Source organism: Streptomyces sp. NPDC034670 (assembly GCF_055574875.1).
The window spans coordinates 80,712-104,659 of sequence record NZ_JBVITR010000008.1; the positions used below are offsets into that span (position 1 = coordinate 80,712).

Annotated in this window: 13 protein-coding genes and 1 pseudogene; 9 read left to right on the forward strand and 5 right to left on the reverse strand. The window is 75.8% G+C overall.

The genetic code is table 11. The features are described from left to right. The first annotated feature begins 149 nt into the window (after positions 1-149). Complete coding sequence (locus ACZ56B_RS08545) at positions 150-8,633, forward strand: type I polyketide synthase (protein ID WP_468787663.1); 8,484 nt, start codon at positions 150-152, stop codon at positions 8,631-8,633. Between the two features lie 117 nt (positions 8,634-8,750). On the opposite strand, the pseudogene ACZ56B_RS08550 reads toward ACZ56B_RS08545, so the two are convergent. From ACZ56B_RS08550 to ACZ56B_RS08565, 4 genes and pseudogenes are all read right to left on the reverse strand, one after another. Further along, positions 8,751-9,032: pseudogene (locus tag ACZ56B_RS08550) on the reverse strand (hypothetical protein); the annotation flags it as partial. Between the two features lie 275 nt (positions 9,033-9,307). After that, complete coding sequence (locus ACZ56B_RS08555) at positions 9,308-10,405, reverse strand: patatin-like phospholipase family protein (protein ID WP_468787665.1); 1,098 nt, start codon at positions 10,403-10,405, stop codon at positions 9,308-9,310. Next, a complete protein-coding gene (locus tag ACZ56B_RS08560; protein ID WP_468787667.1) occupies positions 10,402-11,487 on the reverse strand; it encodes a diguanylate cyclase regulator RdcB family protein in 1,086 nt (361 codons plus the stop codon). The genes ACZ56B_RS08555 and ACZ56B_RS08560 overlap by 4 nt, the downstream gene beginning before the upstream one ends. Positions 11,488-11,639: 152 nt before the next feature. Next, on the reverse strand, positions 11,640-14,006 hold the full coding sequence (locus ACZ56B_RS08565; RefSeq protein WP_468787669.1) for a dynamin family protein: 2,367 nt from the start codon (positions 14,004-14,006) through the stop codon (positions 11,640-11,642). Between the two features lie 604 nt (positions 14,007-14,610). Here ACZ56B_RS08565 and ACZ56B_RS08570 point away from each other — a divergent pair. Together ACZ56B_RS08570 and gap are read left to right on the forward strand one after the other, a co-directional pair. Further along, on the forward strand, positions 14,611-15,567 hold the full coding sequence (locus tag ACZ56B_RS08570; RefSeq protein WP_468787671.1) for a GlxA family transcriptional regulator: 957 nt from the start codon (positions 14,611-14,613) through the stop codon (positions 15,565-15,567). A 100-nt stretch (positions 15,568-15,667) separates the two neighbouring features. Further along, entirely contained in the window at positions 15,668-16,666 is a 999-nt protein-coding gene (gene gap, locus ACZ56B_RS08575; RefSeq protein WP_468787673.1) for a type I glyceraldehyde-3-phosphate dehydrogenase, read from the forward strand. Between the two features lie 148 nt (positions 16,667-16,814). On the opposite strand, the gene ACZ56B_RS08580 is transcribed toward gap, so the two are convergent. Beyond that, positions 16,815-16,982, reverse strand: a complete 168-nt coding sequence (locus ACZ56B_RS08580; RefSeq protein WP_468787675.1) for a hypothetical protein — start codon at positions 16,980-16,982, stop codon at positions 16,815-16,817. A gap of 479 nt (positions 16,983-17,461) precedes the next feature. Between ACZ56B_RS08580 and ACZ56B_RS08585 the strand changes: the two genes are divergently transcribed. The 6 genes from ACZ56B_RS08585 (at position 17,462) to ACZ56B_RS08610 (ending at position 23,705) form a co-directional block, all read left to right on the forward strand. Then, the gene (locus ACZ56B_RS08585; protein WP_468787677.1) at positions 17,462-18,373 is read left to right on the forward strand and encodes a LysR family transcriptional regulator; all 912 of its coding nucleotides are present in this window, start codon (positions 17,462-17,464) and stop codon (positions 18,371-18,373) included. Between the two features lie 70 nt (positions 18,374-18,443). Next, entirely contained in the window at positions 18,444-18,833 is a 390-nt protein-coding gene (locus ACZ56B_RS08590) for a thiol-disulfide oxidoreductase DCC family protein (RefSeq protein WP_468787679.1), read from the forward strand. Between the two features lie 272 nt (positions 18,834-19,105). Continuing rightward, entirely contained in the window at positions 19,106-20,245 is a 1,140-nt protein-coding gene (locus ACZ56B_RS08595) for a DUF475 domain-containing protein (protein ID WP_468787681.1), read from the forward strand. A 90-nt stretch (positions 20,246-20,335) separates the two neighbouring features. Next, entirely contained in the window at positions 20,336-20,767 is a 432-nt protein-coding gene (locus ACZ56B_RS08600; protein WP_468787683.1) for an NfeD family protein, read from the forward strand. Positions 20,768-20,771: 4 nt separating this feature from the next. After that, positions 20,772-21,815, forward strand: coding sequence for an SPFH domain-containing protein (locus tag ACZ56B_RS08605; protein WP_468787685.1), 1,044 nt, complete (start codon positions 20,772-20,774; stop codon positions 21,813-21,815). Positions 21,816-22,244: 429 nt separating this feature from the next. Continuing rightward, positions 22,245-23,705 (forward strand): dihydrolipoyl dehydrogenase family protein, encoded by a 1,461-nt coding sequence (locus tag ACZ56B_RS08610; protein WP_468787687.1) that lies wholly within the window; start codon positions 22,245-22,247, stop codon positions 23,703-23,705. The last annotated feature ends 243 nt before the right edge of the window (positions 23,706-23,948 follow it).

The window sequence follows — 23,948 nt, forward strand, 5'->3', positions numbered from 1 at the left end:
CCTCCCGGGGCAGGGCCGTCCGGTGCCCCGGGCGTCCCGGCGCTCCCCCGCCCGTCCGGCACCGCCCGGTGTGCCGCGCCGCCGCCGCGAGGAACCGGGCGGGCCTCGCCGCCATCCTCACCTACGAGTCCACGGGAGGGTTCGAGCGAGTGCGTACAGACGCGGACACCATCAGGCCGCTGCCGGAGTCGCTCCGGGAGCATGCCCGGCGCCTCGGGGAGAAGGTCGCCTTCCAGGACCGTCGTACGCGGCGGACCTACCGGGACCTGGAGCGGAGGACGGGGCGGCTGGCCGGCCACCTGGCGGAGCTCGGCCTGGCGCGGGGCGAGCGGGTGGCCCTCCTGCTCGGCAACCGCGTCGAGGCGGTCGAGGGCCTGCTCGCCGTCACCCGGGCGAGCGGGGTGGGCGTGCCGCTGGACCCCGGGAGCCCGGGGGCGGAGCTGGCCCGTCTGCTGGACGACTGCGGGGCGCGCGTGCTCGTCACCGACGAGGTCCGGCTGACGCGCCGGCGGGAACTGCTGTCCCGCCCCGGGCTGGTCGTGGTGGTGGCCGAGGGCGGTGAGGAGGACGAGGACGCTCCGCCGCCCGGGGACTGCGGTGCGCCGGCGGGCGGGTCCGCGGGGGCGGGCGGCGCGCTGCCGTACGAGGAGCTGGCGGGGACGGAGCCGGGGACGCCCGCCCGGGACGACCTGGGGCTGGACGAGGTGGCGTGGCTGCTCTACACCTCCGGGTCCTCCGGCGTGCCCAAGGGAGTCCTGTCCACCCAGCGCAACCGCCTCGCGCCGGTCGCGGCGGGCCTCGCCGGGGTCCTCGGCATGTCCGAACGGGACCGGCTGCTGTGGCCGTTGCCCCTCCACCACGCCATGAGCCAGGTGTTCTGCGTCCTCGGGGTGACGGTGACCGGGGCGAGCGCCGTGCTCCCGCCCCGGTTCTCGGTGGCGGAGGTGCTCGGCGAGCTGCGCCGCACCGACGCCCCCCACACCCTCCTCGGCGGGGTGCCGACGACGTACTCGGCCCTGCTCGACGCGGTCCGCGGCGAGCGGGGCGACGCGGGCGGCCTCGGGGCACCCGCGCTGCGGGGCTGTGTCAGCGCCGGCGCCCCGGCGGGGACCGCGTTCCGGGAGTCCTTCGAGGCGGTCTGCCGCGTCCCCTACCTGGAGCACTACGGCAGCACCGAGGCGGGCCCGGTCACCATGGCGGCACCGGGCGACGCGTCGGGGGCCGGGGCGTGCGGCCGGGTGCTGCCCGGCACCCGGGTCCGGGTCGGCGGTGGCGCGGACGGACGGGACACCGGCGAGGGCGAGCTGTGGGTGAGCGGGCCCGGGGTCATGGCCGGCTACCACGGCAGGCCGGAGGCCACCGCCGAGGTGCTGCGCGACGGCTGGTTCCGCACCGGCGACCTGGCCAGGATCGAGGCCTCCGGGGACGTGGTGATCACCGGCCGGGTGGGGGAGCTGATCGTCCGGGGCGGGGTGAACGTCCATCCGGCGGAGGTGGAGGCGGTGCTGCGGCGGCTGCCCGGGGTGGCGGACGCCGCCGTGGCCGGACGCCCGCATCCCGTCTTCGGCGAGGTGCCGGTCGGCTACCTGGTCCCCGAGCCGGGCGGCGGTGTGCCGGACCGGGGGGCGGTCCTCGCCGCCTGCCGTGCGGAGCTGTCCGCCGCCAAGGTGCCCGCCGAGCTGTACGAGGTGGAGCGCATCCCCCGCACCGCCTCCGGGAAGGTCCGGCGGCACGCCCTCGCCGACGGGCCCGCGCGCACGCTCGGCGCGCCGGCGGCCGGGGAGCCGGCGAAGGACCTGCTGGCCCTGGTGCGGAGCGAGGCGGCGGCCGTGCTCGGCCGCACGGCGGAGGCGGTGGAGCCCGCGACGGCGCTCCGGGACCTGGGCATGGACTCGCTGGCGGCGACCGTGCTGCGGGAGCGGCTGTCGGCGGCGACCGGCCTGCCGCTCTCCGAGGCCGTCGCCTTCGACTTCCCCACGGCCGCCGCGCTCGCCGCCCACCTGCACGCGCGGAGCGCCGCGGGCACCGCCGCGCCGTCCGGTGCCGGGACCACGTGCCGCGAACGGCCGGACGACGACCCCGTGGTGATCGTGGGGATGGCCTGCCGCTACCCCGGAGGGGTGACCTCCCCCGAGGAGCTGTGGCGGCTGGTGGCCGACGGGAGGGACGCCGTCGGCCCGTTCCCCGCGGACCGGGGCTGGGACACGGAGGCGCTGTACGATCCGGACCCGGGCCGGTCCGGCCGGACGTACGTGCGGGAGGGCGGCTTCCTCACCGGTGTGGACCGCTTCGACCCCGGCTTCTTCGGCATCTCGCCCCGCGAGGCCCGGGCCATGGACCCGCAGCACCGGCTGCTGCTCGAAGTGGCGTGGGAGGCCTTCGAGCACGCCGGTCTGGTTCCGCGCGCCCTGCGCGGCTCGCCGACCGGGGTGTACGTCGGGCTGATGTACAGCGACTACGCCACCCGTCTCACGGAGGTGCCGGCGCATGTCGAGGGCTACCTCGGCCTCGGCAGCGCCGGAAGCGTCGCCTCGGGCCGCATCGCCTACGCCTTCGGCCTGGAGGGCCCGGCCATCACGGTGGACACGGCGTGCTCCTCGTCCCTGGTGGCCCTGCACCTGGCGGCCCAGGCGCTGCGCCGGGGCGAGTGCTCCTTCGCGCTGGCCGGCGGGGCCACGGTGATGTCGGGGCCCGCGTCGTTCGTGGAGTTCAGCCGGCAGCGGGCGCTGGCCCCGGACGGCCGCTGCAAGGCGTTCGGCGCGTCCGCCGACGGCACGGGATGGGCCGAGGGCGCCGGGATGCTGCTGCTGAGCCGGTCGTCCGAGGCGCGCCGCGCCGGGCTTCCGGTGCTGGCCGTGGTGCGCGGCTCGGCGGTGAACCAGGACGGTGCGAGCAACGGCCTGACGGCCCCGCACGGCCCGGCGCAGCAGCGGGTGATCCGCCAGGCCCTCGCGGACGCGGGGCTGGCCCCGGAGGACGTCGACGCGGTGGAGGCGCACGGCACCGGCACCCGGCTGGGCGACGTCATCGAGGCGGAGGCGTTCCTGGCGACGTACGGGCGTCGGGCGCGGGCGCGTCCGCTCCTGCTGGGCTCGGTGAAGTCGAACATCGGTCACACCCAGGCCGCCGCCGGGGTGGCGGGCGTGATCAAGACGGTGCAGGCGATGGCACACGGTGTGCTGCCGCGCACGCTGCACGCCGACGAGCCGAGCCCCCGGGTCGACTGGTCGTCGGGGCGGCTGGCGCTGCTGGACCGGGCGGTGCGGTGGCCGGGGACGGGCCGCCCGCGCCGGGCGGGGGTGTCCTCCTTCGGCATCAGCGGCACCAACGCCCACGTGGTGCTCGAGCAGGCCCCGGCGGATCCGGTCCCCGCGCCGGTCCCCGTGGCGGACGGCGGGGCCGGGCGGAACCGCGGCGGGGCGGCGGCGTCCGCGGTCGTCGCGGTGTCGGCGAGGAGCGGGCCGGGGCTGCGGGCCCAGGCGCGGCGGCTGTACGAGCGGGTGGCCGCCGATCCGGAGGCGTCCCCGGTGGACATCGGATACTCGCTCGCCACCACCCGCGAGGCCTTCGAGCACCGGGCCGCGGTGGTGGTCCGGGACCGTGCGGAGCTGCTCGCCTCGCTGCGGGGGGTGGCGGAGGGCACGAGCCGGCCCGGGGTGCGGACGGGCACGTCCCGCCACCGGGGGCCGCTGGCCTTCCTCTTCACCGGTCAGGGCAGTCAACGCGTGGGCATGGGACGCGAGTTGTACGAGTCCCGGGAGCTGTACCCGAGCTTCGCCCGGGCGTTCGACGAGTGCTGCTCCCTGCTCGACCCCCTGCTGCCGGTGCCCCTGGCGGACGTCGTGTTCGCCGGCCCCGGCACGAGGACGGGTGCGCTCCTGCACACGACCCGGTTCGCGCAGCCGGCGCTCTTCGCCCTGGAGACGGCCCTGTTCCGGCTGCTCGGGGCCTGGGGCGTGCGCCCGGACCTGGTGGCCGGGCACTCGGTGGGCGAGGTGGCCGCGGCGCACGCCGCCGGCGTGCTGTCCCTCGCGGACGCCTGCGCCCTGGTGGCGGCCCGGGGCCGGTTGATGGACGCGCTGCCGCCGGGCGGGGCGATGGCCGCCGTGGCCGCCGGAGCGGACGAGGTGGCCGCCCACCTCGCCGGGACGGGGGGCGCGGTGGAGATCGCCGCCGTCAACGGCCCCGCCTCGGTGGTCGTCTCCGGGGACGAGGCCGCGGTGCGGGAGACCGCCGCGTACTTCCGGGACCGGGGCCGGTCCACGACGCCGCTGCGGGTCGACCACGCCTTCCACAGCGCGCGGATGGACCCCGTGCTGGCCGACTTCGCCGAGGCGGTGCGGCGCCTCTCCTTCTCCACGCCGCACACTCCCCTGGTCAGCGCCGTGCCGGGCCGGGCGGCCACCGACGGGGAACTGAGCACACCGGAGTTCTGGGTGGGCCACGTCCGCCGTCCGGTCCGCTTCGCGGACACGGTGGCGCACCTGCGTGACCGGGGCACGGCGCACTACGTCGAGCTGGGCCCGCACGGCGTGCTCACCGGCCTGGTCGAGGACTGCCTCGCCGCGCCCGGACCGGCCCCGGCGGACCCGGGCCCGGGCGGGGCGCCCGGCGGCGAGCGGACCGTGGCGCCGCTGGTCCTGCCGACCCTGCGCGGGGCCCGGCCGGAGGCGGACGCCCTGCTCGGCACCGTGGCCGCGCTGCACACCCGCGGCGTGCCCGTGGACTGGCGGGCCGTCTGCGCCGGGCGCGGCGGCCGGCGCGTCGCCCTGCCCACGTACGCCTTCCAGCGCCGCCGGTACTGGCTCGACGCCACTCCCCGGCACCGGACCGCGCCCGCGCCGGACGCCCCCTCCCATCCGTTCCTTTCGACGCGCACCGCGACGGCCGACGACGGCGGGCTGCTGCTGGGCGGCTCGCTCTCGGTGCGCCGTCAGCCCTGGCTGGCCGACCACGTCGTGTCGGGGACGGTCCTGCTGCCGGCGGCCGCCTTCGTGGAGATGGCCCTGCACGCCGGTGAGGCGGCCGGTGCGCCCGCCTTGGACGAACTCGCCCTGACCGCGCCGCTGTCGCTGCCCGCCGACGGCACCGTCGAGTTGCAGGTGAAGGTGTCCGGGCCGGACGGCGCGGGACGGCGGACCGTGCTCTTCCACTCCCGGCCGCACACGCCGGCGAGCGACCGGCCCTGGCAGCGGCACGCCTCCGGGACGCTCGTGCCGCGGCAGCGGGCGGCGGACCCCGAGACGGCCGCCGGCGCCCTGCCCTGGCCTCCGCCGGGCGCGGTGCCGCTGCACGCCGGCGATCCGGGCTCCGGCCCGTACGAACGGCTGGCCGCGAGCGGGCTGGACTACGGCCCCGCGTTCCGGGGCCTGCGCGCCGCCTGGCGGCTCGGGGAGGAGCTGTACGCCGAGGTGGCGCTGCCCGGGGCCGCCGGGGCTCCGCTCCCGGACGCGGAGGAGCCGGGGTTCGTCCTGCACCCCGCGCTGCTGGACGCGGCGCTGCACGCCCTGGCGCTCGACGGCTGCGCGGCGGACCGTGCCGGGCCGGGCGGTGACGGGGTGTCCCTGCCGTTCGCCTTCAGCGGGGTGCGCCTGCACACGGCCGCCGCGCGGCGGTTGCGGGTGAGGATCGCCCCGGGACCGGACGGGCGGCCCGGGGTGGAGCTGACCGACGCGGCGGGCGCACCGGTGGCCTCGGTGCGTTCGCTGGCGCTCCGGCCCCTCGCGCGCACCGGAGGGGGGACCGCGGTTCCGGTCACCGGGGTCCTCCACCGGCCGGTCTGGGTGCCGCTGCCGAAGCCGCCCGCGCCCGCGACGGTGCCGGCGTGGGGTGTCCTGGGCACGGCGGGCAGCGGGCCGGTGGAAGCGCTCGCGCCCCCGGGCTCCGGCGTTCCGGTGTACACCGGCCCGGCGGCGGGCGGCGCGGCGCCGGCCGTCCTCGTCGCGCCGTGCCCGCCGCCGCCGGAGACGACCGGCGACGCGCGGGATCCGGCGGCGGGGCCGCGGTGGGCGGCGGTCCGGGCACTGGAGCTGGTGCGGGAGTGGCTCGCCGCACCGCGCCCGGCGGACTCCCGGCTCGTCCTGGTCACCTCCGGCGCCGTCGGCCCGGAGGACGACGGCCCGGCCGCACCGGTTCCGGCGGACGGCGGCACCGGCCCCGGGGATCCCGGCGGGCACGCTTCCGTGGCGGTCCACGCACCGGTGTGGGGACTGGTCCGCTCGGCCCTGCGGGAGAACCCGGGACGCTTCGCCCTGATCGACATGGACGATCACCCCGACTCCCGGCGCCTCCTGCCCGCTCTGCTGGCCGCCGCGGCGCCGGAGACGGCGGTGCGGCGGGGCACGGCGTACGTGCCGAAGCCGGTACCGGTGGCCGGGGCGGCGGGGGGACGGCGGCCCCGGCGGCGGCTCGATCCGGAGGGCACCGTCCTGGTCACCGGCGGCACCGGTTCCCTGGGCATGCTGGTGGCACGGCACCTGGTCGCCGCCCACGGCGTCCGGCACCTGCTGCTCGCCGGCCGGCGCGGACCGGACGCCCCGGGGGTGGACGGACTCGTCGCGGACCTGGGCCGGTCGGGTGCCGAGGTGACCGTCCGGGCGTGTGACGTCGCGGACCGGACGGCGCTCGCCGCCCTGCTCGACGCGGTGCCCGCGGACCGTCCGCTGACCGGCGTGGTGCACACCGCGGGGGTGCTGGACGACGGCATCGTCCAGTCGCTCACCGCCGACCGCCTGGAGCGGGTGCTGCGGCCCAAGGCGGACGCCGCCCTCGCCCTGCACGAACTGACCCGGGGGGACGACCTGGCGATGTTCGTGCTGTTCTCCTCGGTGGCGGGTGTCTTCGGCTCCGCCGGTCAGGCCAACTACGCGGCCGCCAACTGCGTGCTGGACGCCCTGGCACGGCACCGCGGACGGCTCGGTCTGCCCGGCACGTCGATCGCCTGGGGTCCCTGGCGGCAGAGCGGGGGCATGATGGCGCACCTCACCGGCGCGGACCTGCGGCGGATGGCCCGCTCGGGCTTCGGCCCGCTGGAGGAGGGCGAGGGCCTGGCCCTCTTCGACGCCGCCGTGGCCGGCGACGACCCGGTGGTGGTGGCGGCCCGCCTCGGCCCGGCCGCCCGGAGCGACGGCGGTCCCGCGGCGGGCCCGCCGCGGACGCCCGGTCCCGCCGCGGTGGGCGCGGGCGGGGCTCCGCTCGGCCGGCGGCTGGCGGCCGCTCCCCCCGGCGAGCGGGTCGGGCTGCTGCTCGCGGAGGTGCGGACCCTGGCGGCCTCGGTCCTGGGCCACCCGGAGGGAGCGGACGCGATCGACGGGGACGACCTGCTGGCGGACCGGGGACTCGACTCCCTGGCCGCGGTCGAGCTGGGCAACCTGCTCGTGGCCTCGACGGGGCTGACGCTGCCGTCCACCCTGCTGTTCGACTTCCCGACCCCGCGTGCGGTCGCCGCCGAACTGGCGGAGCGGCACGCCCGGGAGGCGGCTCCCTCCGGCACCCCCGACGCCCCCGGCGCCCCCGGCGCCCCCGGCGCCCCCGGCGCCCCCGGCGCTCCCGGCACCGGCGGCGGCACCGGACGGCCGGATGCCTCCGGAGGGCCGGGCGGCCCCGGGGCCCTCGGCGGCCCGGCGGACGGACGGCCGGAGGCCCCGGCGCGGGCCGGGGACGCACCGGACACCGGGGGCGCTCCCGATTCCCTGGGCGCGCTCTTCCGCGCCGCCTGCGCCCGGGGACGGACCTGGGACGGCATGGTGCTGCTCACCGTCGCCGCACGCCTGCGCCCGGTCTTCGACCGCGCCGGGGCGCCCGGCGCGGCCCTCGAACCCGTCACCCTCGCACCGGGCGGCGCGGGGCCCCGGTTGATCTGCTTCCCCGCTCTCAGCGCGCTCTCCGGTCCCCGGGAATACGCGCGCTTCGGCGTCGGGCTGCGGGGCCTGCGGCCGGTCTCGGCGGTACGGCACCCGGGATTCGGTCCCGGGGAGGCGCTGCCGGCCACCCTGGACGCCCTCGTCACCGCCCAGACCGCCGCCGTCCGCGCGGTCGCGGGCGACGGCCCGGTGGTCCTGCTGGGCCGCTCGGCCGGCGGCTGGGTGGCCCAGGCCGTGGCCGAACGGCTGGAGGCCGAGGGCTCCGCCCCGCTCGCCGTCGTCCTGGTGGACACCTATCCGAGCGGCGACGGCGACCACGACCGGGAGCTCTCCGCGATGACGTCGGACATGCTGCGCCGGGCGGCGGAGTTCCTCCCGGCCGACCCGGACCGGCTCACCGCCATGGCCGGGTACTTCGAGCTCTTCGCCGGCCGGCGGCCCTCCCGGCTCGTCTCCCCCACCCTCTTCGTGCGGGCCCGGGACCCGCTGCCCGGCGCGGAACCCGCTCCGGCCTGGGGCCTGCCGCACACCGAGATCACCGTGCCCGGGGACCACTTCACCGTCCTGGAGGAGCACGCCCGCACCACCGCGCTCGCGGTCCACCGCTGGCTGGCCGATCCGGAGCGACGGCGTTCCGGCGCCTCGCGCCGGTCGGAGCCGGCGGCCGGCGACGCTCCCCCGGGCGGCGGGAGCGCTGCGGACCGGGGCCTCCCGGACGGCGCCGACGGCGGTGGCGGGCGGCACGCCGCCGCAGGCCCGGGGGCTTCCTGACGGCGCCGGGGGTGTGGCGCGGTCCCCCACGAGCTCGCCGGCGGGTTCCCGGTCTTCTCCTGGGACGCCCAGGCGGTCCCGGCAGTGGACGGCCTGCGAGGCGAAGGCCTCGTTGAGCTCCCACAGGTCGACGTCGTCCACGCGGAGCCGGTGTTCGGCGAGCAGCTCGGGGACCGCGTGCACGGGGCCGATCCCTGTCTCGTCCGGCTCGCAGCGGGCGACGGCGATCCCCGGCAGGCGCCGAACGGGGCGAGCCCGCGCCGCGCGGCTTCGCGGGCCCCCACCACCACGGTGGCGAAGGCGCCGTCGGGGAGCTGGGAGCGTTGCCCGCGGTGAGGGTGGAGGTCGCGGACGCCTTCCCGTCGGGAAGCGCCGGCCGGGCCCGCGGCCCGCGCCCATGCCCGAGCGTGCGGCGAGCCGGACCTCTCGGAGCGAGTCGGTTTCTCCGGACGTCCCGGGACCGCCACCGGCGCCGTCGAGCCCTTCCGCCCCTCGGAGAAGAAGACCGGGACGGGACGGGGTGGTGGCCGGTGCCGCTGGAACCGGTGCTGCCGGGGCAGACGGCGGTGGCGGTGGCCGGACCCGCCCTCCCCCGCCGGTGCCGGGAGGCGGGCGAAGGCGGTGGCGCCGCCGGCCGGGGGGGGACGGTGACGGAAGTGGTGCCGCCGGTCCGGTCAGTCCGTCCCGGAGGAGGACTCCAGCCTCATCACGGCGTCCAGCATCGTCTGCTCGGCGGAACGCGTCCCCCACACCGCGGAGAGCCGGGCGCCCAGTGCCCCCAGGACGTTCGCGGTGTCCCGCGCGCCCAGTTCCCGCAGGGCGCGAAGGCGCGCGGGGGAGAAGTCGACGAGGGCGGTCGTCCCGCCGACCGGGCCCGGCATCTGCAGGGGCCGGCTCGGCCGGATCTCGACGACGCCGAGCCCGGGGAAGTCGTGGGCGTCCCACAGCGCGCCGTCGGTCAGGTGGACGACGATCACGATGTCGCAGCGCTCCCGGAGGGCGAGCGCTCCCACCGGGGTGTTGTCCGCGAGGCCGCCGTCCCTGAAGAGCCGCCCGTCCACCCGCCGTGCGGGCAGGATCACGGGGAGCGCGGCACTGGCCAGTACGGCCGTCCGCCGTTCCTCCGGCGGCAGCGCGTCGACGTGCAGCCACTCGGCACGCGCGCCCAGCCTGGAGCGGAGCACGTCGAGGGTCCAGCCCCAGCCGCCGAGCACGCCGAGTTCCTCCCACGCGGGGAAGGCGGAGACCCACAACGGCGTCCCGCCGTCCAGGCGGTCGGGGACGACATGGGCGGTGACGAGCCTTTCCAGGTACGAGGGGCGGACGACCCGGCCGGTCAGCCGCGGCAGCAGCAGCCCGAGCTGTTCCAGGGTCGTCTCCTCGACGGGCACGCCCAGTCCGTCCGCGACGGCGCCGCCGCGTTCCGGTGCCGCGCTGTACGCCGCCACCTCGTCCCAGATCGCGCGAAGGGCCGTCGCTCCCCGTTCCAGGTTCCCGGCACAGGCGAGCACCGCCCCGTTCAGCGCGCCGATGCTGGCGCCCGCGACGGCGTCGACGTGCACGCCGGCCGACGCCAGGCACTCCACGACGCCCACGTGGTAGGCGCCCTTGGCGCCGCCGCCGGACAGGACCAGACCGATCCGGGGCCTGATCGCGCCGGACGCGGGAGGCGCCGGAGTGATCCGTTCGTCCCTTCCGGGCTCAGGGGCGGCGCCGGCTCGGCCAGCCGCCGTCCCGCGTGCCGCGGCCGCGAGGTCGTCGAGGCCGGTCACGACGGGAGTCCCCCGACCGGGGCGGCCGCCGGCCCCGCGGGACGCCCCTCCCCGGACGGACCGCCGCGCGGTTCGGCGGGGGTGGACCGCTCGCGCAGGGCGCGGGAGACGGCCGCCTGCTCGGCGACGACGTGTTCGACGAAGTGCCGTGCGCTGCTGGTGCGGGCGGTCCACATGCCGTGGCGCCGCCGCACGAGCGCCAGAGCCGTCCTCGCGGGGGCGGCCGGTCTCGCTCCCCGGGGCAGGGCCCACAGCTCCACCGCACCGCCGATCACGGAGACCAGTGGACCGGCGGGTGCGGCCAGGGAGTTCTCCAGACCGCTGCCCAGCAACTCCGCCACCAGTTGGAGTTCGTTCCCCGCCAGAGAGCCGCAGGCCTCGTCGAGGAGGTCGGTGACGACGAAACTCCCTTTCGGGACGTCCGGGCACGGCGTGCTCATGATCGTGTTGACCAGCCGCTCGTCGAAGGCCCCGTCGCCGGCCCGGTGGCCGTAGAGTCCGGCCGGGCCGGCGGCCACCTCCGCGGCCAGGAGCACCACCTGGAGGGGCCACGGCACCATGGCGTACGTGTGCCCCGACGCCCAGCGTCCCGTGGACAGGGCGAAGCCCTCCTCGGCCCCCAGACGCAGTTCCGTCATGGCCTGCCGGTGCTCCAGCGCCGTCACCCGGTCCTCGATCCGCGTGAAACGCGCCTCGCACACCTCGGCCACCCGTGCCACGACCTCGGCGAGTTCGGTGAGTTGCGCCGACATCCGCGCGGCGTCCGACCCCGAGCGGCGCCGCGCCTCCGTGAGGCAGTTCGCGACCCGGCGCAGGGCCAGGTCCGAGACCCGCACGTGCCCCGACAGCTCCGTCACCCAGCCGATCAGGGCCTGCCCGCCGTCGATGAGGGCCCGCGTGGTGAGCAGTTCGCGGCGGCGTTCCCGGCCCACGATCCCGGCCAGCAGGCCGCGGATCGCCCCTTGGTCCCGCCGGAACCGGGTGAGGTCATCGGCGACCACCACGCTGTTGGCGAGCTCCAGCATGACCCGGTCGGGCACCAGGGGGATGTCCCGGGCGAGTCGGTACAGGTCCTCGGGCACGGCTGATCACCTCCATGTGATCGGGGAGCGGACGGAGGGGCTTCGCGTCGTCTCGACGGGCCGGCACGGCGGCGGCCGGGCCTGCGACCGGGCCGGGAGAGCGGGCGAGGCGGCGGCCTCACCCGGCCGCCCCCGCCCGCGGGTCCGCTGTCTCAGGCGCCGCGCAGGTGGCGCACTTCGCCGTGCAGTGTCCGTGCGGCGTCGAGGCAGACCGTCAGGGACTCCCGCAGTTCGACCTGGCGCCTCTCCTGGAGCTGGTTGTCCTCGGCGGACTGCTGGAGGATGTGCCGGTACCGCTGGAGGAACGCCTCGACCCGGTCGTAGTACTGGGACACCTGCTGTGTGATCATCTCCCGGACGTGGCCGTCCAGGGCGGCGCGGATCTCCTTCAGCCGCTCGTCGAACGAGACCTGCAGACCGGATGCGATGGCCTCGGGCCGCACCAGGTACGTCCGCTCCTGCGTGATCTCCGTCTCGGTCCTGGTGAACGTGCTCCTCCACAGCCACAGCCGTCGCCAGGAGCGCTGGTGGTACTCGTACTCGACCTCGCGACGCGTGGCCCTGGTCTCCGTCTGGAGCTCGGTCGGCAGTTCCTCGACGTCCGCCCTTCCCAGTTCCCACGCGGGGATGCTGAAGGTGACGTCGAACTCGTCCTTCATCCGGGTGGCGGCCCGTACGACCACCGGCCGGACCCGCTCGCTCTCGTGACGGACCTGTTTCTCGGCCGACGCGCCCACGCGCGACTCGATGCGCCTGCGGGCGTGTTCGAGGGACGCGTCGAGGTTCTGCCGTGTCGGCAGGGCCTGGCTGCGGACGAAGCCCTCCGCGGCTTCCTGGGTGGGGAACTCGAAGGCCCCGTCACCCCGTCTGAAGATGCCGCTGAGGAACGCCACGGGATTCCGGCCCCGGGACGGGGGGTTCTCGGCCTTCGTCATGTAGGCGCGGAAGTCCTCCACGAGCGCCTCGCCCTGGGTCCTGAGCTCCTTGAGCTCGCCCTTGCTCAACTCGTCCGCGAGCTTGCCGGCCAGGATCGACGGCGAGCTCACCCGGCTGCGGAAACCCGCGATGGCGTCGAGATCGGCGGAGATCTCGCGGGCGGCCGCCGCCAGGTCCGCCGATTCACGCCCGATCAGGTCGCGGCGCGCCAGTGTGGCGGTCCGCAGATCGGAGAGCTCGGCCGCGGCCTTGTCCAGCGCCCCGTCGACGGCCAGCCCCAGGGCGCGCAGGCGCAGCCAGGCCACCACGGAGACGAGGAACTCGCTGATGCGGCTGTACTCGAGGGCTCGCCCGGTGCTCTTACGCAGCCGACCGGGGCCCATGTCCTCCAACTGGTCCTGCCAGTCCACGGGGTACAGCAGCCGGGCCAGCCGCGCGGCGCTGCCGTCCGCCATCGGCGCCTCGTCCGATCGCGCCAGCGCGGCCAGTACCTGCACCGACGCCAGGGCCCACTCGGCCGACACCGTGAAGACGCGGTCGCGGGCCCGGGCGTCGGTCAACCGGAGGTTGGCGCAGGCCGAACGGACGATGCCCTCGTCGTCCAGGTCCGTCTCACGGCGCTTCTGGTCGATCTTGTTGACCACCACGAAGAGCTTCTCCGTGCCGACCACACGGAGAAGGGGCTTCATCAGTTCCCGGATCTGCGCGTCCGACTTCCCGCCCATCTTGGTGTAGTCGAGCACGACCAGCACGATGTGGCTCTCACCGAGCTGCCTGCGGACCACCGTCGTCAGCATGTCCTCAAGGCCGTACTCGTCGGGCCCCGGAGTGTCCACGAGGACCAGCCGTCCCGGCCCCTCCGTCTCCTGGGACACGACCGACCAGTAGGGCGTACGCACCACGGGTACGTCCGTGAGCTCCGCCCTCCAGCCGCCCGGCAGCATCCGCCCCGCCAGGCGCACGAGGTCGTTCAGCAGCGTCAGGCACTTCTGTACGGCCGCCCTTCCTTCGTAGCGCACCCGGATGTCCTCGACCCGGCCGGACAGGATGTCGTTGACCAGGGAAGCGAGGTGCGGGTACTCCTCGAGGAGGCTCCCGGCCGCCGGCTTCGAGACATGGGTCCGCAACATGCCGACCAGCAGGTTGAACTGCGCCGCGTCCTCCTCGCGAAGTTCCAGGACGGGGGCGAAGTGGTCGTTGTCGTGATCCGCCAGTTGGCTCTCGTGCACACGCCGGTCCAGCACGATGCGGGTCGGCAGGGTGGTCATGGCGGCCGCCCGGGCGGGCAGCAGCTCGTAGCCGACGACGGAGTTGACCAGCGTGGACTTCCCGGCCTTCATCGGCGCGACCACCGACATGCGCAGCTCCCCGCCCCGGACGGCTTCCCACTCCCGCCGGATGACGTCGATCGCGCCGGCCTCGCCCTCGGGACGGTCGCTCCAGGCCAGCCCCAGCTCCCTCGCCCGCGACAGCAGGGCCAGAACCTGCTCGATCAGCTCGACGGCGTCGGCGGCGCGCGCGTTTCCCAGTTGTTCGTCGGTCCCACCCGACCTGTTCGATTCGAAAGCGTTCCGGTCCGACATGGCCCCCCACGGCAGAGAAGTGCTGACGAGCCGCGCGTCATGCACTGAATACACCGACACATCGGAACATGCCGGTCATGCGCGTTCAAGGTAGCCGGTGTGGCCGGAAGTTGTCAGAGGATCCGTGAATCTCGCACCCGCTCCCCGATGCCCTCCCGGCTCCACCGCCGCCCCGCCGACGCCGCGGGCGGGGGCTTCGGGCACCGTTCGCGGGGGCCGACCGGGCGGAGTCCCTCGATCCGGCTCTCACCGCCCGGTCCGGACGGGACCGTCCGCCGTGCCGGCCGGGTTTCCGTCCTCCTGCCGGGCGGCGGCCCGGTGGTGGAGGAGCCCCTCGGGGACCGGGCACGCGCCGGGCGGTCCCGGAGCGGGAACGCGGCGCGGTGCCGGCCGTCGAGGAGCACCCGGGCCGTGCGGCGCCCCGCCGGTGCGGTGGCCCGCCGGTGCGGTGGCCCGCCGTCGACCGGCGCTCCCGTCGACCGGCGCTCCGGCGGGCGCGGGGTCCCGCCCGGCCGGTTCCGGGGGCTCCCCCGGGGGCGCCGCCGGCGTTCCGCCGAGCGGGGTCCGGGCCGCGTCGGCCCCGTGACCTCGTACCCTGTTGCCCGTGCCGTCCTCCCGTCTGCGCCGCGTCGCCGTCCTGGTGCTCGAGGGTGCGAAGCCGCTCGACGTCGGCATTCCCGCCCAGGTGTTCACGACCCGGGCGAGCATGCCGTACGAGGTGCGGGTGTGCGGTCCGGCGCCCGGTCTCGTGGCCGGCGGCGACGGCCTGTCGTATCACGTCGCCCACGGCCTCGACGCGCTTTCGTGGGCCGGCATCGTCTTCATTCCCGGCTACCGGTTCCCGGACCGCGACGATCCGCCGCGGGCCGTCGTCGACGCCCTGCTCGCCGCCCACCGCCGGGGCGCGCGGCTCGCCGCCATCTCGACGGGCGCCTTCGCCCTCGCCGCCACGGGCCTGCTCGACGGCAGGCGCGCCACGACCCACTGGCACTACGCGCGGGCACTGGCGGCGAAGCACCCGCTCGTCCGGGTCGACGAGAACGTCCTGTTCGTCGACGAGGGCAGCGTGCTGACGTCGGCCGGGGCCGCCTCGGGCATCGACCTGTGCCTGCACGTCCTGCGCGGCGACCTCGGGGTGGCCGCCTCGAACCACGCCGCCCGGCGCCTGGTCGCGGCCCCGTACCGCAGTGGCGGTCAGGCGCAGTACGTGCCGCGCAGCGTGCCCGAGCCGCTCGGCGAGCGGTTCGCCGCCACCCGCGAGTGGGCGCTGCACCGGCTCGCCGAGCCCCTCACCCTCGGCGCGCTCGCCCGGCACGCGGCGGTCTCGCCGCGCACGTTGTCGAGGCGCTTCGTCGAGGACACGGGATACACGCCGATGCAGTGGGTCATGCGCGCCCGCATCGACATGGCCCGTGAACTGCTGGAGCGTTCGCAGCGCGGTGTCGAGCAGATCGCCGCCGACGTCGGCCTCGGCACCGGCGCCAATCTGCGGCTGCACTTCCAGCGCGTCCTCGGCACCACCCCGAGCGAGTACCGGCGCACCTTCACCCGGGGCGAGTAGCCGGCCGCCTGGCACGATCCTTTCGAACCGTGGCGCTCACGCCGAGGTCACGGGCGGGCGCCGCGCGCGACGCTGGTGGCGGACCGAAGGGACAGCATCCATGACTCGCATCGCCATCAACGGATTCGGCCGCATCGGACGCAACGTGCTGCGCGCGCTGCTGGAACGCGACAGCGACCTCGAGGTCGTCGCCGTCAACGACCTCACGGAGCCCGCCGTCCTCGCGCGGCTGCTCGCCTACGACACGACGGCCGGCCGGCTCGGTCGCCCGGTGACCGTCGACGGGGACGCCCTCGTGGTCGACGGCCGTCGCATCGCGGTGCTCGCCGAGCGGGAACCGGCACGGCTGCCGTGGGCCGGACTCGGCGTCGACGTCGCGCTCGAGGCGACCGGCCGCTTCACGTCGGCCCGGGCCGCCCGCGCGCACCTCGACGCGGGCGCGCGGAAGGTGCTCGTCGGCGCGCCGTCGGACGGCGCCGACGTCACGCTCGCCTACGGGGTCAACACCGCCGCCTACGACCCGGCCGCGCACACGATCGTCTCGAACGCGTCGTGCACGACCAACGCGCTCGCGCCGCTGGCGGCGGTGCTGGACGAGCTCGCCGGCATCGAGCACGGCTTCATGACGACGGTGCACGCCTACACGCAGGAGCAGAACCTGCAGGACGGCCCGCACCGCGACGCCCGCCGGGCCCGCGCCGCCGCCGTCAACATCGTGCCGACCACGACGGGCGCCGCCAAGGCGATCGGCCTCGTGCTGCCGAACCTCGACGGGAAGCTGTCGGGCGACTCGATCCGCGTGCCGGTTCCCGTGGGCTCGCTCGTCGAGCTCAACACGACCGTGGCCCGCGACGTGACGCGCGACGACGTGCTGGCGGCGTACCGCGCCGCGGCCCGGGGGCCGCTCGCCGGCATCCTCGAGTACGCGGACGACCCGCTCGTGTCGTCCGACATCACGGGCAATCCGGCCTCGTCGGTCTTCGACTCGGCCCTCACCCGCGTCGACGGCCGCCACGTCAAGGTGGTCGCCTGGTACGACAACGAGTGGGGCTTCTCGCACCGCGTGATCGACACGCTCGAACTCCTCGCCGCCCGCTGACCGGGCACCGGGGCTCCCGGGAGCCGCCCCCGACGGGCCGGGGGCGGCTCCCCGCGGGCGAGCACCGCCGTCGTCGGGCACGCGGTGGTCGCCCCGGGTGCCGCGGGGGCCCGGTGACGGGTCGTCACCGGGCCCCCGTGCCGCCGGGTCAGCGTCTGCGGGACCAGCCGGACCCGATTCCCGCCACGTGCAGCGCCAGGGCGGTCAGCCCCAGCAGCATGACGTTCACCGAAGAGAACACGTCGTTGGTGCCGATCTCCGCCGCGTTGATCAGGAACGCGATGAAGAACAGCACCGCCGCGACTATGCCGAGCACGGGTGAGCTCCTCTCGTAGGGATGAACCCCGTATGCCCGGTCGTCGCGTTCGCAGGCGGGGGCGGGGACCAGAACCCGGCCCGGGCACCACCGGGCCCCTCCGCCGGCTCCCCCGCCTCCGCCCGCGCGGGGCTCACGCGGTGGGTGTCCGTCAGCAGTGCCTGCGGGGCGAGCGGTTCCGTCCCACGGCCCGTCACGCGCCCGGCGGGGCCGCCGGCACAGCCGCCCGGACCACCGCGGGTGCCGGTGGTCCCCTTCCGCCGCCGGGCCCCGGTTTCCCGCTCGGCAGTGGACAGGCGGCCGTACGGGCCCCGGGCCGGGGCGAGCAACACGCCCCGAGCGGGAAACGGACGCCGTGCGGAGCGCGGAAGGGCCACCCGCCCCTCCTGCCGGGGCGGCACGGCCCGCCTCACGGCTCGACGGTGCGATCCTCGACGATCGGCGGATGATTCCGCATCGCGCGCTCTAGGCTCGCCTGCATGATCGATCGCCGGTTGGACGTTCTGCGGACGCTCGCCGAGCACGAGACGGTGACCGCGACCGCCGCCGCCCTGCACCTGACCCCCTCGGCCGTCTCCCAGCAGTTGCGTCTGCTGGCCCGTGATCTGGGGGTGGCGCTGCTGCGGCCGGAGGGGCGGCGCGTACGGCTGACCCCGGCCGCGCACATCGTGCTCCGGCACGCCGACGGAATGCGGGAGCAGTGGGAGGCGGCTCAGGCGGAACTCGCCCGGCAGAGCGCGGTCCTCCGGGGCGCGCTGCGGCTGTGCGGGGTGTCCTCCGCCCTGGCCGCGCTCGCGGCCCCGGCCGTCGCCCGGCTGCGCGGGACGCACCCGTCGGTGGAGCCGCTGATCACCGAGGAGGAGAGCGCCGAGTGCTACCGGCTGCTCCTCTCCGGCGAGGCCGACGTGGCCCTGGTGCTGCCCGGCCCGCAAGCGCCGCCCTTCACCGACGCCCGCTTCGAGCAGGCCCCCTTGATGACCGACCGCCAGGACCTGCTGGTCGCCGAGGGGCACCGGCTCGCCCGGCCCGAGGGGGTCGGGCTCGCGGAAGCCGCCGATCAGGCATGGATCGTGAAGAAACACCGCAACGACACCTATCCCCTGGTGACGGCGGCGTGCGCGGCCGCCGGCTTCACCCCCCGCGTCGTCCACCAGGTCAAGGAGTGGTACGCGGTCTCCTCACTCGTCGCGGAAGGACTCGGCGTCTGCCTCGTACCGAGGATCGTGCCGCTGCCCCCGCACGCGGTGACCCGGGTTCCCCTCCTGGGTGAGCCGGCTCCCGTGCGGCAGCTGCTGACCGTCGTACGGCGCGGCAGCGCCGCACACCCCCTCGTCAGGGCGGGACTGGACGCGCTGCGCGACGCGGCCTCGGCGCACGCGGCCGGTGGCTGACAGCGCGCCGCCCGCGGCGGGGCCCGCCGCTCCACGGCCGCCGGGGCGGGGGCGCGGCATGATGGGAGGTATGCGAAACCGGCCCGTGCTCGTCTTCGACGGAGACTGCGGCTTCTGCGCCGGCTCGGTGCGTCTCGTCGAACGAGTGGTGCGTCCACGGTGTGAGACCGTCCCCTGGCAGCGGGCCGACCTGGCGGCTCTGGGCGTCCCCCGGGAACGCGCCCGGCACGAAGCGCTCTGGGTGACACCGGCCGGAAGGGTGTACGGCGGCGCCCAGGCGGTCGCGAAGCTGCTGCTGAGCGCCGGCGGCGCCTGGACGTTCGCGGGGGCGTTGCTCACCCTGCCGCCGGTGCGCTGGGCGGCCCACGCCGTCTACCGGCTCGTGGCGGCCAACCGCCGGCACCTGCCCGGTGGGCCCGCCGGGTGCGCACCGCCCGCGGACCGGACGCCGCGGACGTGACCCGCCGGTGCGTCGGGGCGGCCCGGGAAGCCGTGCTCCCCTCCCTCTGCGGGCCCGTCGGGCCGCTCCGGGCGGGCCCGGGGCGGACGCGCGGCGGAACCGGACGTGCCGCCGGGCCGGCGGCACGTCCCCGTGACGGCCTTCCGCCGGGCGAGGGCGCGGGCCCGGTCACCACGGGCGCCGGCCGCACCGCGTAGTGGACAACCGGGAGAAGGGCACCGGAACGGGAACCGTCGTCCGGCGGCGAACGCGACGAGAGAGAAGAGGGCCACGTGCTGCTGAAGACATTCCGCTGGGCCTTCGCCGTCACGGCCCTCGGCCTGGTCGCCGGAGTCCTGTACGACGGCTGGACGGCTCTCGGCCTGGTCGCCGTCCTCGCCGTCCTGGAGGTCTCGCTGTCCTTCGACAACGCGGTGATCAACGCCGGCATCCTGAAGAAGATGAACGCCTTCTGGCAGAAGGTCTTCCTCACCCTCGGCATCCTGATCGCCGTCTTCGGCATGCGGCTGGTCTTCCCCGTCGTCATCGTCGCCGTCAGCGCCCGGCTCGGTCCGGTCGAGGCCGTCCACCTCGCGCTCACCGACAAGGACCGCTACCAGGAACTCGTCACCGACGCCCACCCGTCGATCGCCGCGTTCGGCGGCATGTTCCTGCTGATGATCTTCCTCGACTTCGTCCTCGAGGACCACGAGACCAAGTGGCTCGGACCGGTGGAACGCTTCCTGGCCAGACTCGGCAGGATCGACATGCTGTCGGTCTGCATCGCCCTCGGCGTCCTCCTGGTCACCTCCGTGACGTTCGCCGCCCACGCCCACCAGCACGGCGGCCTCCACGTCGACAAGGCCCAGACGGTTCTCGTCTCGGGCATCGCGGGCCTGATCACCTACCTGGTCGTGGGCGGACTCTCCGGCTTCTTCGAGGGAAGGCTGGCCGCCCGGGAGAACGAGACCCGTGCCGAGCGGCGGCCCGGAGGGGCCGGCGAGGGCCGGCCCGCGGTCGCCCTGGCCGGCAAGGCCGCGTTCTTCATGTTCCTCTACCTCGAGGTGCTGGACGCGTCCTTCTCCTTCGACGGCGTGATCGGCGCCTTCGCCATCACCAACGACATCGTCCTGATGGCGCTGGGCCTCGGCATCGGCGCCATGTACGTCCGGTCGCTGACCGTCTACCTGGTCCGCCAGGGCACCCTGGACGACTACGTCTACCTCGAGCACGGCGCCCACTACGCCATCGGCGCGCTCGCCCTCGTCCTCCTGGTCAGCATCCGGTACGAGGTCGACGACATCGTCACCGGCCTCGTCGGCGTCACCCTGATCGGCGCCTCCTTCCTCTCCTCCGTCCGCCACAACCGCGCGGCGGCCCGGAAGGACCGAAGGGGGCACGCACCCGAACCGGACCGCTCGGCGAACCGGTGAATCGGGTCGAAGGCCGCATCGTTCGCGATCAGTGCAGAATGGAGGGAACCACAGGCAGTCGACATCTCCACCTGCGAGAAGAAGCGCACCATGGATCCCTGGTTGATCTGGTTGATCGTCGCGGCTGTTCTGGCCGTGGCGGAGATCTTCACGCTCACCGCCGCGCTCGGAATGCTGAGTGCCGCCGCCCTGGCCACCGCGGGCTTCGCCGCGATCGGGTTGCCGCCGGCCCTCCAGCTGGTGGTGTACGCCGTCGTCGCCACCGTCACCGTGCTGTTCGTACGCCCCGTCGCGGTGCGTCACCTGATGAAGCCCCAAGCGGCACGTTTCGGCATCGACGCACTGGTCGGCAAGGCCGCCTACGTCGTTTCCGAGGTGACGGGCTCCGGCGGCAGAGTCCGCATCGACGGCGAGGAGTGGACGGCCCGCGCCTACGACGACACGCTGGTGATTCCGTCCGGAGCGACCGTCGACGTCATAGAGATCAGCGGCACCACCGCCTTCGTCTACCCCCGGGACTGACGTCATGGACCCTTCAGCACCTCTCATCGCCGGCCTGATCGTCGCGGTCTTCGCGATCTTCACCGTGGTGCGGGCCGTCCGCATCGTGCCCCAGGCACGCGCCCGCAACGTCGAACGGCTCGGCCGCTACCACCGGACGCTCACTCCCGGCCTCAACCTCGTCATCCCCTACATCGACCGCGTGCATCCGCTGATCGACCTGAGGGAACAGGTCGTCTCCTTCAAGCCGCAGCCGGTCATCACCGAGGACAACCTGGTCGTCGAGATCGACACCGTCCTCTACTTCCAGGTCACCGACCCGAAGGCGGCTTTCTACGAGATCGCCAACTTCCTCCAGGCCGTCGAGCAGCTCACCGTCACCACCCTGCGCAACGTGGTGGGCTCCATGGACCTGGAGAAGACGCTCACCTCGCGGGACACCATCAACAGCCAGCTCCGCGGCGTCCTGGACGAGGCCACCGGCAAGTGGGGGCTCCGGGTCAACCGGGTGGAGATCAAAGCCATCGACCCCCCGCAGTCCATCAAGGACGCGATGCAGAAGCAGATGCGGGCCGAGCGGGACAAGCGGGCCGCGATCCTGGGCGCCGAGGGCCAGCGCCAGTCACAGATCCTCACCGCCGAGGGCGACAAGCAGGCCGCCGTCCTGCGCGCGGAGGGCAACCGTACCGCCGCGATCCTCCAGGCCGAGGGCCAGTCCCGGGCGATCGACGAGGTGTTCCAGGCCGTTCACCGCAACGACCCCGACCCCAAGCTCCTCGCCTACCAGTACCTCCAGGCGCTGCCCCAGCTCGCGCAGGGCCAGGGCAACAACTTCTGGGTGATCCCCAGTGAGATCACCTCCGCGCTCCAGGGCGTCTCCCGGGCCTTCACCGAGGTGCTGCCCCCGTCGCCGGCCACCCGCGAGAAGCCGGCTCGCGACGACCGGGCCGTCCAGGCCGCCCACGACACGGCCCGGGCGGAGGAAGCCGCCGCCGAGGCCCTGGCCGACGCCGCGCAGGCCGACCGCGCCGCCCCCGCCGGACGCGTCCCGCCGCGCCCGAGTTCCTGAGCGCCTTCGCCGGGGCACGGACGAGGACGCCGAGAGCCCCGGTCCCGGTGACCGGCGGGCCGAGACCGGCCCGCCGGCTGTCGCGGGTCCACCGCTCGGGGTGGTCCGGTCGGGGTGGTCCGGGGACGGTCGCCCCCGTCCGCCCGCCCGGTGACCCGGCCCGGCGGGGATCGCGGCAAGGGCCCGCCTCGCGGAGGTCCCCACGGAAGCCGTACGCGGGGCCGTGGGCCGCCCGGACACCGGTCCGCCCGCCGGGCGGGCCCGCAGGGCGCGGCCGGTGTTCCCGCATCCGCCGGGCGATGTCTCCCCCTCTGGGGGAAGATGGGAAGCGCTGCTGCGACGCCGGGCGCGTGCCGTCGTCACGCGGTGGTCTTCCTCCTTTCCGCGCGCCGCGCAGCGGTCGCCGGCCGACTGAAGACGGGAGCAGGCATGAAGGGCACTTCCCGCGTCTACGACGTGGTGGTTCTCGGTGCCGGTCCTGCGGGAGAGAACCTGGCCGATCGCACGAGCGCCGCCGGGCTCACCTCGGTGATCGTGGAGAACGAGCTGCTCGGCGGCGAGTGCTCGTTCTGGGCGTGCGAACCCAGCAAGGCGCTCCTGCGTCCGGTGCTGGCGCGAGCCGACGCCCGTCGGGTCCCGGGACTGAGGCGAGCCGCCGAGGGCCCGCTGGACGTTCCGGCGGTCCTCGCCCACCGCGACAGGATGGCCGCCCACTGGCAGGACGGCGACCAGGTGGACTGGCTGAACTCCGTCTCCGTGGACCTGGTGCGGGGCCACGGCCGGCTGGAGGGCCCGCGGCAGGTCGTGGTGGACACCGCCGACGGCGGGACCGTGCGCCTGACGGCCCGCCACGCCGTCGGCGTGGCCACGGGAACCGTCACCGCCCTCCCGGACCTGCCGGGGCTCGAGCGGGTCCGTCCCTGGACGAACCGGGACGCGACCTCCGCCCGGCACGTGCCGGACCGGCTCGCCGTGGTGGGGGGCGGTGTGGTGGCCGTCGAGATGGCCACGGCCTGGCAGGCGCTCGGCTCCCGGGTGACCATGCTGGTCCGCGGGCACAAAGGACTGCTCGGCCGGATGGAGCCGTTCGCCGGGGAGATGGTGGCGGACGCCCTGCGCGCGGCCGGTGTGGACCTGCGCTTCGGCACCTCGGTGACCGGGGTCGTCCGGGAGGACGGCGCGGGAGGTCCCGTCCGGATCACGCTGGACGACGGGGGGTCACTGGTCGCGGACGAGATCCTGTTCGCCACCGGCCGCTCGCCGCACACGGCGGACATCGGCCTGGAGAGCGTCGGCCTGACGCCCGGCGACTGGCTGGCCGTGGACGACTCCTACCGGGTGACGTCCGTCCCCGACGGGTGGCTCTACGCGGTCGGCGACGTCAACCACCGGGCGCTGATGACGCATCAGGGGAAGTACCAGGCGCGTATCGCGGGTGCCGTGATCGGAGCGCGCGCCAAGGGCGAGCCGCTCGACGACGGCAGGTGGGGCGCGCACGCGTCGACGGCCGACAGCGCAGCCGTCCCCCAGGTGGTGTTCTCCGAGCCGGAGGTGGCCGGCGTGGGGCTGACGACGGAGGAGGCGCAGCGCACCGGGCGCCGGGTGGACGTCGTGGACTACGACATCGGCCGCGTCGCCGGCGCGGTCCAGTACGCCGACGGCTACCGCGGCAAGGCGCGCGTGCTGATCGACGCCGACCGCGGAACCGTCGTCGGTGCGACCTTCGTCGGCCCCGGGACCCAGGAACTCCTGTACTCGGCGACCGTCGCGATCGCCGGTGAGGTGACCGTGGACCGGCTGTGGCACGCCGTCCCCGCGTTCCCGACGATCAGCGAGGTCTGGCTGCGCGTCCTCGAGACCTACCGGGACCGCGGCGGCACGCGGACCTGACCGGCCGCGGCCCGGCGCCGGCCTCCCGTTCCCGCCCGCCCTCCCGCCCGTCCTCCCGCCCGTCCTCCCGCTCGCTGCCGTTCGCTGCCGTTCGTTCCCCGGCGTCCGCCGCGGTCCGCGCCCCCGGCCCGCACGGCCGCGGGGCGACGGTCCGCGCCCCGGGGGCGACGCTCCGGCATCCCGCGGTCACGGCGCCAGGCGCCGAGGGCCGGGGCAGCAGGACGCGGAGGGCCGCGCCGGCGC